The sequence below is a fragment of the Devosia sediminis genome (assembly GCF_016411825.1).
GTDB lineage: Bacteria > Pseudomonadota > Alphaproteobacteria > Rhizobiales > Devosiaceae > Devosia > Devosia sediminis.
Genome location: NZ_JAEKMH010000005.1, coordinates 60,183 through 74,928, shown reverse-complemented (window position 1 = coordinate 74,928; position 14,746 = coordinate 60,183). Strand labels below are relative to the sequence as shown.

The 14,746-nt window shown below is 65.0% G+C and carries 14 protein-coding genes and 2 tRNA genes; 6 read left to right on the top strand and 10 right to left on the bottom strand.

Going from position 1 to position 14,746, the window contains the following annotated elements; all coding sequences use genetic code 11:
* Nucleotides 1–92: 92 nt before the first annotated feature.
* A complete protein-coding gene (locus JEQ47_RS18625; RefSeq protein ID WP_198877945.1) occupies nt 93–992 on the bottom strand; it encodes a DUF72 domain-containing protein in 900 nt (299 codons plus the stop codon).
* Between the two features lie 77 nt (nt 993–1,069).
* Between JEQ47_RS18625 and hrpB the strand changes: the two genes are divergently transcribed.
* Complete coding sequence (gene hrpB, locus JEQ47_RS18620; RefSeq protein WP_198877944.1) at nt 1,070–3,514, top strand: ATP-dependent helicase HrpB; 2,445 nt, start codon at nt 1,070–1,072, stop codon at nt 3,512–3,514.
* A 211-nt stretch (nt 3,515–3,725) separates the two neighbouring features.
* On the opposite strand, the gene msrB is transcribed toward hrpB, so the two are convergent.
* Nucleotides 3,726–4,130 carry a peptide-methionine (R)-S-oxide reductase MsrB gene (msrB, locus tag JEQ47_RS18615; RefSeq protein WP_198877943.1) on the bottom strand — a complete coding sequence of 135 codons (405 nt, stop codon included), beginning with the start codon at nt 4,128–4,130 and terminating at the stop codon, nt 3,726–3,728.
* 136 nt (nt 4,131–4,266) lie between these two features.
* On the opposite strand from msrB, the gene JEQ47_RS18610 reads away from it, so the two are divergent.
* A complete protein-coding gene (locus JEQ47_RS18610; RefSeq protein WP_198877942.1) occupies nt 4,267–4,893 on the top strand; it encodes a pyridoxamine 5'-phosphate oxidase family protein in 627 nt (208 codons plus the stop codon).
* A 7-nt stretch (nt 4,894–4,900) separates the two neighbouring features.
* On the opposite strand, the gene JEQ47_RS18605 is transcribed toward JEQ47_RS18610, so the two are convergent.
* Nucleotides 4,901–6,856: a hybrid sensor histidine kinase/response regulator gene (locus tag JEQ47_RS18605; RefSeq protein WP_198877941.1), complete on the bottom strand. Its 1,956-nt coding sequence runs from the start codon at nt 6,854–6,856 to the stop codon at nt 4,901–4,903.
* 189 nt (nt 6,857–7,045) lie between these two features.
* Between JEQ47_RS18605 and JEQ47_RS18600 the strand changes: the two genes are divergently transcribed.
* Nucleotides 7,046–7,279, top strand: coding sequence for a hypothetical protein (locus tag JEQ47_RS18600; RefSeq protein WP_198877940.1), 234 nt, complete (start codon nt 7,046–7,048; stop codon nt 7,277–7,279).
* A gap of 54 nt (nt 7,280–7,333) precedes the next feature.
* Here JEQ47_RS18600 and JEQ47_RS18595 read toward each other — a convergent pair.
* The 3 genes from JEQ47_RS18595 to cpdR all read right to left on the bottom strand — a co-directional run bounded on the left by JEQ47_RS18595 (nt 7,334) and on the right by cpdR (nt 8,011).
* A tRNA-Val gene (locus JEQ47_RS18595) sits at nt 7,334–7,408 on the bottom strand.
* A 28-nt stretch (nt 7,409–7,436) separates the two neighbouring features.
* Nucleotides 7,437–7,511, bottom strand: a tRNA-Val gene (locus JEQ47_RS18590).
* A 140-nt stretch (nt 7,512–7,651) separates the two neighbouring features.
* Entirely contained in the window at nt 7,652–8,011 is a 360-nt protein-coding gene (gene cpdR, locus JEQ47_RS18585) for a cell cycle two-component system response regulator CpdR (RefSeq protein ID WP_046105558.1), read from the bottom strand.
* Nucleotides 8,012–8,269: 258 nt separating this feature from the next.
* On the opposite strand from cpdR, the gene JEQ47_RS18580 reads away from it, so the two are divergent.
* Both JEQ47_RS18580 and JEQ47_RS18575 read left to right on the top strand, forming a co-directional pair.
* The gene (locus tag JEQ47_RS18580; RefSeq protein WP_328769593.1) at nt 8,270–9,166 is read left to right on the top strand and encodes an N-formylglutamate amidohydrolase; all 897 of its coding nucleotides are present in this window, start codon (nt 8,270–8,272) and stop codon (nt 9,164–9,166) included.
* A 316-nt stretch (nt 9,167–9,482) separates the two neighbouring features.
* A complete protein-coding gene (locus JEQ47_RS18575) occupies nt 9,483–10,277 on the top strand; it encodes an inositol monophosphatase family protein (protein WP_198877939.1) in 795 nt (264 codons plus the stop codon).
* Between the two features lie 3 nt (nt 10,278–10,280).
* On the opposite strand, the gene JEQ47_RS18570 is transcribed toward JEQ47_RS18575, so the two are convergent.
* The 4 genes from JEQ47_RS18570 to JEQ47_RS18555 all read right to left on the bottom strand — a co-directional run bounded on the left by JEQ47_RS18570 (nt 10,281) and on the right by JEQ47_RS18555 (nt 13,761).
* Nucleotides 10,281–10,805: a TadE/TadG family type IV pilus assembly protein gene (locus JEQ47_RS18570; RefSeq protein WP_198877938.1), complete on the bottom strand. Its 525-nt coding sequence runs from the start codon at nt 10,803–10,805 to the stop codon at nt 10,281–10,283.
* On the bottom strand, nt 10,805–11,338 hold the full coding sequence (locus JEQ47_RS18565) for a TadE/TadG family type IV pilus assembly protein (protein WP_198877937.1): 534 nt from the start codon (nt 11,336–11,338) through the stop codon (nt 10,805–10,807). The genes JEQ47_RS18570 and JEQ47_RS18565 overlap by 1 nt, the downstream gene beginning before the upstream one ends.
* Nucleotides 11,335–12,687 carry a pilus assembly protein TadG-related protein gene (locus JEQ47_RS18560; protein WP_198877936.1) on the bottom strand — a complete coding sequence of 451 codons (1,353 nt, stop codon included), beginning with the start codon at nt 12,685–12,687 and terminating at the stop codon, nt 11,335–11,337. The genes JEQ47_RS18565 and JEQ47_RS18560 overlap by 4 nt, the downstream gene beginning before the upstream one ends.
* 99 nt (nt 12,688–12,786) lie before the next feature.
* On the bottom strand, nt 12,787–13,761 hold the full coding sequence (locus JEQ47_RS18555; RefSeq protein WP_198877935.1) for an alpha/beta fold hydrolase: 975 nt from the start codon (nt 13,759–13,761) through the stop codon (nt 12,787–12,789).
* A gap of 400 nt (nt 13,762–14,161) precedes the next feature.
* On the opposite strand from JEQ47_RS18555, the gene JEQ47_RS18550 reads away from it, so the two are divergent.
* Entirely contained in the window at nt 14,162–14,620 is a 459-nt protein-coding gene (locus tag JEQ47_RS18550) for an Hsp20 family protein (RefSeq protein ID WP_198877934.1), read from the top strand.
* Nucleotides 14,621–14,746: the final 126 nt, after the last annotated feature.

The window sequence follows — 14,746 nt, the reverse complement described above, 5'->3', positions numbered from 1 at the left end:
AGCTCCAGACAGGCCTCTGTGATGATGGCGCGCATGCTAAAGCATTATCGCACTTGGGAGAACTCCCAAGCCCCACCGGGGTGAACAAGTCCTCAATGCGGCCATGGATGGCGCTGCGCCCAATCCACCTCCAGCCGCCGCATTAGCCCCGTAGCATCGCCCGGCGCCATCAGCTTGTCGGTATTGTCGAAAAACACGAAGACATCTCGTCGGACGCCGTCTGCCGTTGTCCCGGTCACGAAATTGCCGTCCGTCGCCTGCCCGCGCGACCAGTTGTGGACCCGCTCGGCCCAGCGGTCCAGTTCGGCTTCGGAATAGCCTGAATTGTAAAGCTCCACCGAGCCATGCAGCCGGCAATAAATGAAGTCTGTCGTCACATCCATCAGCAGCGGCCAGTCCACCGTATCGGCGCAGACCAGCGCCACGTCATGCTTGCGCAAGAGATCGATGAAGGCCGGATCGCGAAAACTCTCGTGCCGGATTTCCATGGCATGCCGCATCGGCCGATTTACCCCGTCGCCATAGTGGGCGGGCGCCCGCAGCCGCCGGTCATGCCTGTGCGCCAGCGCGGCTGCCTGTGCAGTATCGCGTGGCAGCAGCCGGAAAAAGGCTTCGATCCGCTCGGGGTTGAAGACGAACCGCTCGGGAAATTGCCACAGCATGGGCCCGAGTTTGTCGCCCATGGCCAGCAGACCCGACGCGAAGAAGTTGGCCAGCGGCCCCTCCGGCTCCTTGAGCTTGAGCATATGGGTGAGGTAGCGCGGCCCCTTCACGGCAAAGACGAAACCCTCCGGCACCGCCTCCGTCCAGCTCCGGAATGCCCGTGGCGTCTGCATGCCATAGAAAGTGCCGTTGATTTCAAGTGCGTTGAAGCGGCTTGCCGCAAAGCTCAGCTCCTGCCGCTGCACCAGTTTTGGTGGATAGAAGTTTCCCCGCCATGGCTGGTAGGTCCAGCCCGATACGCCGATGCTGATCTTGCCCTGCTTGCTCATGCCCGGCCAACGCCGGGAACAGCCTTCGCGTTTCCTCGCCTCTTGCCCCTATCGGCCACCCCCGCTATCCCACCGTCATGTCGCTCCCGCCCTTGCCCATCGATGCTGCGCTGCCCGCCCTCCAGGTGGCGTTGGCCGGTGGCACGGCGGCTGTCCTCGTCGCCCAGCCCGGCGCCGGCAAGACCACGCGTGCACCCCTCGCCCTGCTCGATGCGCCCTGGCGCGGCGACGGGCGCATTGTCATGCTCGAGCCGCGGCGCCTCGCCGCCCGCGCCGCCGCGCGGCAGATGGCAAAGCTCCTCGGCGAGGATGTCGGCCAAACCGTCGGCTACCGCGTTCGCATGGAGACCAAGGTCTCGGCCCGCACCCGCATCGAGGTAGTCACCGAGGGCGTCTATACCCGCATGCTGCTTGACGACCCGGAACTGACAGGCGTCGCCGCCGTCATCTTCGACGAATTCCACGAGCGCAGCCTCGATGCCGATCTGGGCCTGGCGCTCACCCTCGACGCCCGCGCCCTGCGGCCCGACCTCAGGCTCCTCGTCATGTCCGCCACCATCGATGGTGCCGCCGTGGCGAGGTTGCTGGGCGACGCCCCGGTCATCGACAGTCCGGGCCGCACCTTTCCGGTCGAAACGCTCCATGCCGAGCCCGATCCGCTGCAAAAGCTCGAGGACCAGGTCGCTGCGGCAACGCTCAGGGCCCTTTGGGAACACGAGGGTTCCGCCCTCGTCTTCCTTCCCGGCCAAGGGGAGATCACCCGTGTCGCCGAGCGGCTCGCGACCCGCCTGCCCCCCGACACCGATCTCGCCCCGCTTTATGGTCAGCTGACCCCCGCCGAGCAGGATCGCGCCATCCAGCCGGCTCCGGCGGGCCGCCGCAAAGTCGTGCTCGCCACCTCCATCGCCGAAACCTCCCTGACCATCGAGGGCGTGCGTATCGTCGTCGATAGCGGCTTCCGCCGCGTGCCGGTCTATGAGCCGGCTACCGGCATGACCACGCTCGCAACGCGCCGCGTCTCGCGCGCCGGGGCCGACCAGCGCCGCGGCCGCGCCGGCCGCACCGCGCCGGGCGTCTGTATCCGGCTCTGGAACCAGGGACAAACGGCAGCGCTCGACCCCTTCGACACGCCGGAAATCCTGGCCGCGGATCTTGCCGGCCTCGTGCTCGACCTGGCCGCCTGGGGCGTCACGGACCCGAAGGCTCTACCGTTTCTCGACCCGCCACCGGCTCCGGCCTGGAGCGAAGCCAGGGCGCTGCTGGTCCGGCTCGATGCCATCGACACGGCGGGCCGGCTCGCACCGGCAGGCAAGGCGCTGGCAAAACTGCCGCTCCATCCACGCCTCGCCCATATGGTCGTGTCGGGCGCCGCCGATGGTGATGCCCGCACCGCCACCGAGTTGGCCGTGCTCTTGGCCGAGCGTGGCCTTGGCGGAGACGATACCGATATCGCCCGCCGCCTCGAACGCTTTCGCGCCGACCGCTCGCGCCGCGCCGATGATGCCCGCGCCATGGCCAGCCGCTGGAGCAAGCTGGTGGGCGACGCCGCTGGCGAAGCGCTTGCCGCCGGCCACCACCTGGCGCGTGCCTTCCCCGACCGTGTCGCCCAGCCTGCCGGCCCCCGCGGCCGCTTCCGCCTCGCCAATGGCCGCCAGGCCCAGCTCGACGAGACCCATGCGCTGGCCGGGGCGCCGTTGCTGGTGGTCGCCGACCTCACCGGCAGCGCCACCCAGGGCCGCATCCGCTCGGCCGCCGCCCTCGACCCCGCTGACCTCGAAACCCTCTTTGCCGCACACGTCCGAAGCGAAACCACTCTCGCCTTCGACGCCCAGACCGGCTCGGTCCGCGCCCGCCGCCAGCGCCGGCTCGATGCGCTCAAACTGGCCGACGACACCGCGCCCGTCACCGATTTCGAAGCGGCGGCGGCGCTGCTGGCCGAAGCCGCGCTGAAGCGACCCGAAAACCTGCCCTGGAGCCGCGACCAGAAGGCCGTGCGCGCTCGGGCGACCTTTCTGCACCACACCCTGGGCGGGAACTGGCCGGATCTTTCCGACGCCGCGCTGGCCGCCGACCCCGCCTGGCTCGTGCCGCATATAACGGGCGAAACGCGCCTTGCCGCCATCACGGCCGAACATCTGGGCGCGGCGCTCGATACGCTCCTGCCCTGGGCCAGACGACAGGAGATCGACACGCTCCTTCCCAGCCATTTCCACGCCCCCTCGGGCAGCCACCTGCCGATCGACTACGCGGCGGAGAACGGCCCGGCCCTCGAGATCCGCGTGCAGGAACTCTTCGGCCTCGACCGCCACCCTGCCGTCGCCAATGGCAGGCTCCCGCTCCTTTTGGTGCTGCTGTCCCCTGCCCACCGGCCGATCCAGACCACCCGCGACCTGCCTGGCTTCTGGCGCGGGAGCTGGAAGGACGTGCAGAAGGACCTCAAAGGCCGCTATCCCCGCCACCCTTGGCCCGACGACCCCATTGCCGCTCCGGCAACAAACAGGGCAAAACCAAGGGGCACTTGAGGCAGGGCCCCCTCACCCGCCGGCTGCGCCGTCGACCTCTCCCCCAAGGGAGAGGTGGGAGTTTACCAAAGTCGCGGATCGACACCTCTCCCTCTGGGGGAGAGGTCGGCCCGCAGGGCCGGGTGAGGGGGCCTTCCGTCTGGAGCCAGCGCCCCGGCCGCTTGCATCACCGCACAAACAAAAAACCCCGGACTCTCGTCCGGGGCCTTCATCACTCATTCGGGGTAAAATTCAGCGCGACGCCGTTGATGCAATAGCGCAGCCCGGTCGGCGGGGGCCCATCCGGGAACACGTGGCCCAGATGCGAGCCGCAGGTCGCGCAATGCACTTCCGTGCGCACCATGCCGTGGCTCCGGTCCGTGGTGGTCTCCACCGAGCCGGGGATCGGGTCGTTGAAGCTGGGCCAGCCGGTGCCGCTTTCGAACTTCAGCGTCGAGGCAAAGAGCGGCGTGTCGCAACCGGCGCAGGAAAACGTGCCCTGGCGCTTTTCATAGAGCAGCGCGCAACTGCCGGGTCGCTCGGTGCCATGCTGGCGCATGATGTAATATTGCTCCTCGCTGAGCCGGGCGCGCCATTCGGCATCGGTGCGAGTCACGGGGAAGGCATGGCCGTCCATGGGAGAACTCCTTGCAAGTGCGGGATGGGAAGGTGCGACCATTCGAAAGTCGCAGTCGATCCTTCATTCGCCTGACATATAGTCATAGTTACAGCCAAACACCCAGTTTTGTTCCATCACGCGCCGAGTGAAGGTCATGTCCGCCCGCCCCCACCAGATCAGCTCCATCGACCAGCTCGAAGCGCTCTATCTCCCCGCTCCGGTCGCCGCTTCAACCACCAAGGTGGCCCGCGCGATGACACCGGACTACCGGCGCCTGATCGAGGCCAGCCCCTTTGCCGCCCTTGCCACCGTTGGGCCGGAGGGCATCGACTGTTCCCCTCGCGGCGACCAGGCCGGCTTTGTCCGCATTCACGACGACACGACGCTGATGATGCCGGACCGGCGGGGCAATAACCGCATCGATAGTCTCAGGAACATCGTGCGCGACCCCCGTTGCGCCTTTCTGTTCCTGATCCCCGGCTCGGGCACGACCATGCGCGTCAATGGCCGGGCGCATCTCTCCATCGACCCAGCCCTGCTCGAAAGCTTTGCCGTCGACGACAAGGCGCCCCGCTCGGTCATCGTGCTGGAAATCGACGAACTCTATTTCCAGTGCGCCCGGGCTATCATCCGTTCGGAACTGTGGAACCCCGCACGGCACGTCGATCCGGCGAGCTTGCCGACACCCGGGCAGATCCTGGCCGGCATGACCGGGAACCAGGTGGGTGGCGAAGCCTATGACAAAGCCTGGCCGGAACGCGCCAAGGCCACCATGTGGTAGTTTCCGCTCAGACCGCCTGGGACAATCCCTCGCTGTCGCAGACCTTGGCGAGCGCGCGAGCCAGTTCCGCCTGACCGAAGGGCTTGGCCAACCGTGGCAGGCGCAGGTCCTGCCCTTCCTTGATTTCGGCATAGCCGCTGGCCAGGATGACGGGCAGCTCCGGCCAGCGCCGGGCAATCTCGGCAGCCAGCGCCATGCCGGTCATGCGCGGCATGGCCTGGTCGGTGATCACGAGGTCGAAGTCTCCGCCCGCTTCGAGCATCTGCAGGGCCTTGTCGCCGGAATGCGCTTCGACCACCTGGTGCCCCAAATCCTCCAGCATCATCACGGTGTTGATCAGCACCAGCGCATCATCGTCCACCGCCAGCACTTTGAGGCGCCGCCCCGGCGCGGCCATTTCCTCCACGCGAACCGGAGCGGGGTTGGCCGGTTGGGCGGACTTCTCCACGGCGCGCAGCCAGATTTCGATGCTTGTTCCCTTGCCGGGCTGGCTCTCGATCACCAGGCGCCCGCCCGATTGCTGGGCGATCCCCTGCACCATCGAAAGGCCCAGCCCCGTACCCTTGCCAACGCCCTTGGTGGTGAAGAAAGGGTCAGCGGACCGCGCCAGCGTTTCGGCATCCATGCCTTCGCCGGTATCGGCGACGGTCAGGACGACGTAGGGCCCGGGCGCGAGCTGGGACTGGTTGGCGCCGGCCTCGGCCTGCCGCGACGAGATCACCAGCGAACCACCATTGGGCATGGCGTCACGGGCGTTGACGGCCAGGTTCAGCAGCACCGAATCGAGCTGGTTGGGATCGGCCCAGATGCGCGGCTGGGTCAGCGGAAAGCGCGTCTCGATCTGGATCGAGGGGCCCAGCGTGCGCGCCAGCAGGTCGCTCATGCCGCGCACCAGCTCGACCAGGTCCACCTCGCGCTGTTCGAGCTCCTGCTTGCGGGCAAAGGCCAGCATGCGCTGGGTGAGATGGGCGCCACGCTCGGCCGCCTGCACCGCATTGTTGAGCAGGCGCGCGCTGCGCTCATCCAGGGTCAGCCGTCGGTTGAGGGCGTCGAGGCTGCTCAGCACCACCATCAGCAGGTTGTTGAAGTCGTGCGCCACCCCACCGGTCAACTGGCCGATGGCTTCGATTTTCTGCGCCTGGAACAGTTCCTCGCGCGTCTGGTCGAGCCGCTTCTGCTGTTCCATCCGCTCGGTGACGTCGCGGGTGATCTTGGCAAAGCCGATCACCGCGCCCTCTTCATTGTAGATGGCATCGATCACCACGCTGGCCCAGAAGCGCGACCCGTCCTTGCGCAGCCGCCAGCCCTCGGCCTGGAAGTGGCCGTCGCGCCGCGCGGTTTCAAGCCCCCTGTCGGGCATGCCGCGCTCGCGGTCCTCGGGGGGATAGAAGTGCGAGAAATGCTTGCCGATGATTTCAGCGGCCGTGTAGCCCTTGATGCGCTCGGCGCCCTGGTTCCAGCTGGCGACTACCCCGCCCGCATCCAGCATGTAGATGGCGTAGTCGGTGACGTTGAGCACCAGCCTGCGGAATTGCTCTTCGCTTTCTGTCAGGGCGAGCTGCGCCGCCCGGCGCTCCGTCAGGTCGCGGGTGATCTTGGCAAAGCCGATCAGCTCGCCGTCAGCACCCCGGATGGCATCGATCACCACATTGGTCCAGAAGCGGCTGCCATCCTTGCGCAGCCGCCAGCCTTCGGCCTCGAAGCTGCCATTGCGGGCAGCCAGCTCCAGAGCCCGAGCCGGTACGCCCTTGGCCCTGTCCTCCTCGCTGTAGAAAGCGGAAAAATGCCGGCCGATGATTTCGGCGGCACTATAGCCCTTGATGTGCTCGGCGCCCCGGTTCCAAGTGGTCACCACGCCGTGGGCATCGAGCATGTAAATCGCATAATCGGTGATCGAATCGACGAGCAGCCTGAAGCGGGCGTTTGCAGTCTCTTCATCGGCCTGGCCGATACCGTCTTCCATCCGCGACCGCTCCCAACACGCATTTCCCCGGCAGTGCCAACGACCTCACCCGCCAATGGTTGCATGCGCCTGTATAAAACTTGCCAGCCGGAAAAAGCCCACGGCGCGCAACCGGAATCGTAACGCGCAATCGCTCCGGCTGGAACGCTTGTGCCCATCGGGGATTCATAGTTTGGAAGGAGCCCGGTCATGAACAATCAGATTACCCTCGCCTGCCCCCATTGCGGGGCCGACAACCAGGTCGTCGTCGAGGACGACGCCGACGAGCTCACCAAGATCGCCTGCAGCGCCTGCGGCCATACGGTCTCGACCATTGGCCAGGTCCACGCCAAGATCGCTCAGCAAGCCGCCGGCATCGGCGCCAGCGAGCTGGCCGACGACCACGTCCCCCTCGGCGGCCCACCCTTCGGCGAGACGACCTGAGCGCGCCCGGCCAGCAGGCTGGGACTAAAAAACCTTCGATTTCAGAGAACTAGATGGTGGGTGCGACAGGGATTGAACCTGTGACCCCTGCCGTGTGAAGGCAGTGCTCTCCCGCTGAGCTACGCACCCGCTGCCCGAGGCAGGGAAGAAAGAGAGATGGTGGGCGTGACAAGGATCGAACTTGTGACCCCTACGATGTCAACGTAGTGCTCTCCCGCTGAGCTACACGCCCATCTCTCCGGGACGGAACGCCCTGGGGCGTCTCCGGTGGCGCGGATAGACCATAAAACCTATCTGGGGGTCAAGGGCCTTTGATGCGCGCCGCGGGCAAATTGCTTTGGGAGGGCAATTTGGCCCCGCCATGTGGAAAACTCAGGCCGCCAGCAGACGCTCGACCTCGTTGACGAGATCCTTGAGATGGAACGGCTTGGACAGCACAGAGGCATCCTTGGGGGCGTCGCTGTCGGGATTGAGTGCCACGGCGGCGAAACCGGTGATGAACATGACCTTGAGGTCGGGATCGAGCTCGGTGGCGCGCCGCGCCAGCTCGATGCCATCCATTTCCGGCATCACGATGTCGCTCAGCAGCAGCGAGAACGGCTCTTCGCGCAGCCGCTCGTAAGCCGAAAGGCCATTGTCGAAGGACACGACTTCATAGCCGGCGTTCTTGAGCGCCCGCGTCAGGAACTGGCGCATGTCGTTGTCGTCTTCGGCGAGAAGGATTCGCTTCATCTCTTGGTCCCTTGGGCGTTGCGGGAGTGAGTCGGTACTGGGGCCGATGTTTATGCCACCTTGGGCCAGACGCAACACCCGGACAGTCCTCCGGGCTCGGTTTTCCGCGCTGTTTGCCCAATTGCGACGAAACTGGACAATTTTCTCGTGCCGCGCGAGACTGTTGCATCGGGCCGAACTGCTTCGCGATTTGGCCCGGTGCACACCGGCTATAAACACCGTCGGCGGGCTTTGGGCCGCCGTATTGGGGGACACTGCGTGCGATCCGACTATTGGGATCAACCGGCCTTCGAAACCATCCGCCCCCGGCGTCTGGTGGCACCGGTCGTGTTCAATTCGCCTCACTCCGGCCGCGTCTATCCCGAGCGGTTCCTGTCCATGGCGAGGCTCGACCACCTCTCCATCCGCCAGTCCGAAGATGCCTTTGTCGACGAGCTTTATTCCCGGGCGCCGCATCTGGGCGCGCCGCTGCTGCGCGCGCATTTCCCGCGCGCCTATCTCGACGTCAATCGCGAGCCCTGGGAACTCGACCCCACCATGTTCGTCGAGCCACTCTCGGACCGGTTCAACACCACTTCGCCGCGCGTCGCCGCAGGCCTCGGCACACTGGCGCGCGTCGTCGCCGAGAACAAGCCCATCTATCGGGAGCGGCTGACGCTCGAAGATGCGCGCATGCGCATCGAGGGCATCTATCACCCCTATCACGCGGCGCTGCAGAAACTCCTCTCCGAAAGCATGTCGGCCTTTGGCCTCGCCGTGCTGATCGACTGCCATTCCATGCCGCGTATCGGTCGCCATGGCGAACGGGCCACGCCCGATATCGTGCTGGGCGACCGCTACGGCACCACCTGCGCCACGCCGCTGGTCGATCTGGTGGAAACGGTCTTCACCGCCGCCGGCCTTAAGGTCGCGCGCAACCGTCCCTATGCCGGCGGCTTCTGCACCCGCGCCTATGGGCGGCCGCAGCATGGCGTGCATGCCCTGCAGATCGAAATCAGCCGCCACCTTTATATGAACGAGGTGACACTGGAAAAGCATGCGGGCTTTGACGCCGTGAAGGCGTTAATGGAGCGACTGATCCTGACCCTGGTCGGGCTCGACCTCGTGGCCCTTGCTGGGCTCGCGCCGATGCAGGAACAGGCGGCTGCCGAGTAACTTCCCAATAAAAAGGGGCCGTCCCCAAAGACGGCCCCAGTCAAGGGAGGAACGATGTTTACCGGATGTGGCGGCCTAGGCCAGGCATCCGGCAACGCACCATGCCCTTCCGGGATGACTGGATTTGTCCGGGTTCACAAGCGGCATCACCGCGATCCACAACAGATCAAACCGGCCATGTTGCAAAAATGAATCAGGAACGAGACAGCATCACGTCCTGGCTAACGGCAAATTGGCGTCTTCAACTTATCGATGTCTTGCTTTATCTGCCATGAATTCAACGCCTTGCCTTGGCCACGAGCCGGAAAGTCCTCCCATGAGTGTTGCCGAGATTGATTTTGACCTTGTGGAAACCACGCTGCGCGCGGCCGGCGAGGCCGCTGCCCGCCTGACGCTGCCGCTTTTTCGCACGCCGCTAGCCATCGACAACAAGCTCGAAGGCGGGTTCGATCCGGTCACCGAGGCCGACAAGGGCGCCGAAACCGCTATCCGCAGCATCATTGCCGATGCCTTTCCGGATCACGCCATCATCGGGGAGGAATGGGGCGTTTCAGGCACGAGCCGCTTCAGTTGGATCATCGATCCGGTCGACGGCACCCGCGCCTTCATTTCCGGTGCACCGGTCTGGGGTACGCTGATCGGCTTTGCCGTCGACGGCGTCGCCGTGGCCGGGCTCATGAGCCAGCCCTTTATCGGCGAGGAATTCTTGGCCGTGCCGGGCCGCTCCACCTACCGCCGTGGCGATGTCACCCAAGCCAATCGCACCAGCGGCCAGACCAAGCTGGGCCAGGCCAAGGTCTTCACCACGACGCCCAACCTGTTCAAGGGCGAGTTCTGGGATAAGTGGGCGGCCGTGGAAAGCGCCACGCGCCTCCAACGCTTCGGCATGGATTGCTATGGTTATGCCCTGCTCGCCGCCGGGCAGGCCGATCTCGTCATCGAGCCCTACCTCAATACCTACGATATAGCCGCCCTGGTGCCGATCATCCGCGAGGCTGGGGGTGCCATCGCCCGCTGGGACGGCTCGGACCCCACCGGCGGCGGCAATGTCGTGGCCGCGGCGACCCCGGAACTGCTGGAAAACACCCTCAAGCTCGTCAACGCCGCCTGAGCCTTACTGGAAGGCGATCGCCGAGACGAAGCGCGGCCGATGCGCGGCCTGGGCGCCGAACACCACTGAATCGGCCCCGAAGAGGCCAAAGGCAGCACGATGCGGCACGAAGCTCTCCGTGAGGATCACCGAATCCCCCTCGGCCACATCGGGGATCACCGAGGCCGGCAGCGCCGTCGTCGGCACATTGCTGCCCACCGTCTTGGTCCACTTCACCACCAGGAGCCCGCCCTGCTTGACGATGCTGGAGACCCGTAGCCCGCCATCATTGGCCGTGGGCAACATCTGCCGCACCAGCGTCAACATGTTATCGAGCTTGGCCTGGGTCATCGCCGCGTTCTCGCGGGACATCATGTCACCCACGGTGAAGGTCGCCTTCTCAACGTTCTGCAGCGTCCGGAAGAGGTCGAACAGCGTCACCGTGCCGAGCAGCAAAAACAGCAGCACGGGCGCGAGGAGGGCGAACTCGATGATCGAGGCGCCACGCTCGTTGCGGACCAGATCTGCCGCTACGTGCCTCCTGCGCATCAGATTGGCTCGTTGACAAAGGCGGATTTGGCCAGGATGCGCATGGCGCCGCTCGCATCCTTGGGCAACGCCAGGCCAAGGCCAAGTCCTGGCGTCAGCGGCGAGACGACGAAGCAGGCGCGCACGAACATGATTGTCGACCGGCCCCCAGGTGTGAAGCGCAGCACCGGCGCGATCGGACTGTCGCGATTGACGCAGCGGGAGCTGTCCGTCGGATAACCCGCGCCTGCGGGCGTGATCTCGAACAGTTCCAGCGCCATCGTGTTTTCGCAGTCATTGAGGACCACGGCGCGGGCGCAGACCTGCTCCCGCATGGTCTGCTGGGTCGGATTGGCAAAGGTGCCGACCCGCAATTCCCGCACCGTCTGGTCGAGCGCCCGATCCAGCATGATGGTCTGCACCATGATCCAGCCGGCCTCGAGCGTCGAGGCCGTCAGCACCACGAGCAAAGGCAGCACCAGCGCGAATTCGATCGCTGCCGAGCCGAGGCGATTGCCGAGAAAGCGTCGCAGAAGGGTGCGCGGCGGCGTCATTGCGTCAGTTTGACCTTCTGGATGGTGGTGGCGATCGCGCTGAAGGCTGCGGCGATGTTGAGCCCCTGCACGTCGTAGTAATGCGAAGCGCTGGAGGCGCAATTGCGCAGCTCGTTCTTCATGGCCAACTGGTTGGCATCGCTGTCGCTGAGCTGGAAGCCGATGGTGAAGACCATCACCCCGTGAGTCTTGGCCGCCGCGCAGACCGTATTGAAATGCTTCTTGGTCTCCGTGGTCGTCTGGTCCGTATTGTAGGTGGTGTCGCGCAGAAGCTTCCAATTGGCTCCCGTGCGCACATCCTTGCTGGGATCCTTGGCGGTGAATTGCTCGGTAATGGCGCCGTCGGTCATCAGGATCAGCACCTTGAGCGTATTGGCGCTGTGAAAGTCGGCCGGCCGGCCGGCGAAAGCGGCGGGCACCATGCCGTGGGCCACCGCCTGCATGATGAGCGGGCGCAGCGCCGGATCGAGCAGCATCAGGCCCCAGTTCATGGCAATGGCCGTGCCGGTCCCGTCATACATCTGGTAGCCGGCGATCTTGTTCACGAGATCGGTCCGGTTGTTGGACATAAAGGTGATCGCGGTGTTGTCCGAAGGACACCAGCCCGGATTCATGTTTGCCGGCAGGGTCGGCTTCTCGTCCGAGCCATTCCACCGGGTGAAATGGGGCACCTGCGCGCGCCCGGCCAGGTTGATGAGGCCAGCGCCATAGTCGGGCCGTGACAGGAGGAAACAGGACGAGTTGTAATGCGAGCGCGCGCCGTGCATCGCGTCGAATATGGTCTGCCCTACCGAGACCTGCCCGGCATAGGGCACGATGTTGAGCGAGGTAAAGCTCGATGTCTGCGGAGTAATCATCGTGTTGACGAACTGGGTGGCCGCAGACTTGAGCGAGGTATATTTGCTACCCGCCATCGACCCCGAAAAGTCCAGCATCAGCGACATCTCGATATTGCTGCGCTTTTCCTGCGCGGTGGCCGCGACCACGACATTGAGTTCGTTGATGCCGATCAGCGGCAGGAAACCGGTCGGCATCACATAGCTCGCCGTCACCTTGATGGTGCGCGCGTTGAGCCCGGTCGTATAGTCATAGTCGAGATCGACATCGTCGACGAAGCTGAGCGTCTTGAGATAGTCGGCGACGGTGGTTTCAACGGGTACCGTCTGCTGCAGCGACGCTGCGGCGAGCACGGCGCGGTCGACCCCATCCTGCAACTGCGCCCGATGCGCCTCGAAGCGGGCGATATCGGTAGCGCCACCGGCCAGCACCAGCATGGGCAGGATCAGGAAGGCGACGATGACCGCGACATTTCCGTCGCGATTCCTGAGGAATCGGCCAACGATGCGCACTGTCTTCGGACTCCCCGCCAGGCCCTTCTGGCCCTTGGGGAAAATACGTTCTGGATGCTTACTAAAGCTTTAGCGCAATCGATGCCGCGGCAATCGTGATCAACTGCTCTGCTGGGTGATGAAGGCGTCGAACGCGGCCAGCACCTGCCCGCGGATGGTGTCGCTTTCCATGAACATTTCGTGCCGGGCTCCGGCGATCACCATGTGGCGGCCGGTCCTCAGCCTCAGCCCCAGATGCTCGATGGCGGGGGTGGAGACGATCCGGTCGCGCGCCGCCGCAAGGATCAGGAGCGGAATGCGGATTTCGGAAGGAAAGCGCTCCTGCCTTGTTTCCAGCATGGCCCGCATTGCCGCCGCCAGCCAGCGGAAGCTCGGGGACCCCAGATACAGCCCGTCATCGGCGCGCACCGTGTCGACCATGCGCTTGTAGCGCAAAAGGTCCGAGGTCAGCGGATTGTCGGGAAACATGGCCTCGTCCGGCCGCCGGTCGGCGCGGCGCTTGAACGGCACCTTGCCCAGGCCGAGAAAACTCGCCGTCTCGGCGATGACGGCGGTACGCCCGAGGCTGTCTTCCATGCCATGAAGGCCGACCATGGGCGCGCAAAGGAAAGCCCGATCGAACATCATCCGGTCGCGCGTCGCGGCCGAAAGGCTTGCCAGCCCGCCCATGGAATGGCCCACGAGATAGAAGGGCCCCAGACAGTCGGGCAGGAGGATATCGGCGTGGAAGCTTCTGAGGTCCGTCCAATAGTCGTCGAAGCGGTCGACATAGCCCACGGTGCGGTCGCCGATCAGCCGGTCCGAACCACCCTGCCCGCGCCAGTCGAAGGTCGCCACGGCAAAGCCGCGCCGGCGGAAATCGGCCACGGTCTCGAAGTACTTCTCGATATACTCGGTACGGCCCTGCACCAGGCACACCGTGCCGCGCTGCGGCCCTTCCGAGCGCAGCCAGCGTGCATAGCGCAGCCGCACCCTGTCGGTCGTGGTGAAATAGCCCACCTGGGCGCCCTCCGGCACCGGGTTGGACGGCACCGATACGAGCCGGGGTCCATTGGGATCGATCTGGGCGGTCAAGTCACGGCCTCGCAACGCACTCTCTGTCGGCGACCATAAGCAGGCGGCATTAATAAAGAAAAGCCAGCAACCGGGATGGTCGCTGGCTTTTCTGTCCGTGCGGCTCTTGCGGGGGGCGGGTTGAAGAGCCGTCGGGTCCATGGCGTGACCGGATCGCTCCGGTTCCGCCATGACCAAACCTCTAGCGCCCCGCCCCTGAACCGGGCCGGACCGCAGCGTTCATCTGCCGTTCATCTGGTGGGGTTCCGCACACCCCTTGAACGCAAAACTTCCTCACCTACATCAACACTGTCCGCCGGAAAGCCGGGGACAACCGGCCCTGCCCACAGCGTTCGCCACATCGGGAACGCCCCGCAGCTCCGGTCGACATCAACCACGTTGCTCATTGGAGAATGTGAAAATGCAGACCATCGATTTTTCCCCCTTCTATCGCTCCACCGTCGGCTTTGACCGGCTGTTCAACCGCCTCGACAGCCTGGGCACCCAGGAAACCAAGACCTACCCGCCCTACAATATCGAGCGCACCGGCGACGATGCCTATCGCATCTCCATCGCCGTGGCTGGTTTCTCCAATGGCGACATCGCCGTCGAAACCAAGGAAAACAGCCTTGTGGTCAAGGGTGCCAAGCCCGCCGAAGCTGGTGAAGGCAAGCGCGAATTCCTCCATCGCGGCATTGCCGAGCGCGCCTTCGAGCTGCGCTTCCAGCTTGCCGACTATGTCGAGGTGCAGGGCGCGACCCTCGAAAACGGCCTCCTCCACCTGGAGCTGAAGCGCGAACTGCCCGAAAGCAAGAAGCCGCGCACCATCGCCGTGACCGGTGGCACCCAGCCGTCCATCGAGGACAAGTCGGTCAACTAACCGCGCCGTCTTCGGCGTCGGTAGACATCGGCCGAAGGCGAAATCGCTCCGGTGGAGCGATTTCAGATGGCTAGGCCGTGAGACCTACGGTCGAATGGCCCGGGTTCACAACACGCACGATCCTGA

Excerpts from the sequence above, each read along its gene's own strand:
- JEQ47_RS18625 (WP_198877945.1), bottom strand. The coding sequence starts at position 992 with ATGAGCAAGCAGGGCAAGATCAGCATCGGCGTATCGGGCTGGACCTAC.
- hrpB (WP_198877944.1), top strand. The coding sequence starts at position 1,070 with ATGTCGCTCCCGCCCTTGCCCATCGATGCTGCGCTGCCCGCCCTCCAG.
- msrB (WP_198877943.1), bottom strand. The coding sequence starts at position 4,130 with ATGGACGGCCATGCCTTCCCCGTGACTCGCACCGATGCCGAATGGCGC.
- JEQ47_RS18610 (WP_198877942.1), top strand. The coding sequence starts at position 4,267 with ATGTCCGCCCGCCCCCACCAGATCAGCTCCATCGACCAGCTCGAAGCG.
- JEQ47_RS18605 (WP_198877941.1), bottom strand. The coding sequence starts at position 6,856 with ATGGAAGACGGTATCGGCCAGGCCGATGAAGAGACTGCAAACGCCCGC.
- JEQ47_RS18600 (WP_198877940.1), top strand. The coding sequence starts at position 7,046 with ATGAACAATCAGATTACCCTCGCCTGCCCCCATTGCGGGGCCGACAAC.
- cpdR (WP_046105558.1), bottom strand. The coding sequence starts at position 8,011 with ATGAAGCGAATCCTTCTCGCCGAAGACGACAACGACATGCGCCAGTTC.
- JEQ47_RS18575 (WP_198877939.1), top strand. The coding sequence starts at position 9,483 with ATGAGTGTTGCCGAGATTGATTTTGACCTTGTGGAAACCACGCTGCGC.
- JEQ47_RS18570 (WP_198877938.1), bottom strand. The coding sequence starts at position 10,805 with ATGCGCAGGAGGCACGTAGCGGCAGATCTGGTCCGCAACGAGCGTGGC.
- JEQ47_RS18565 (WP_198877937.1), bottom strand. The coding sequence starts at position 11,338 with ATGACGCCGCCGCGCACCCTTCTGCGACGCTTTCTCGGCAATCGCCTC.
- JEQ47_RS18550 (WP_198877934.1), top strand. The coding sequence starts at position 14,162 with ATGCAGACCATCGATTTTTCCCCCTTCTATCGCTCCACCGTCGGCTTT.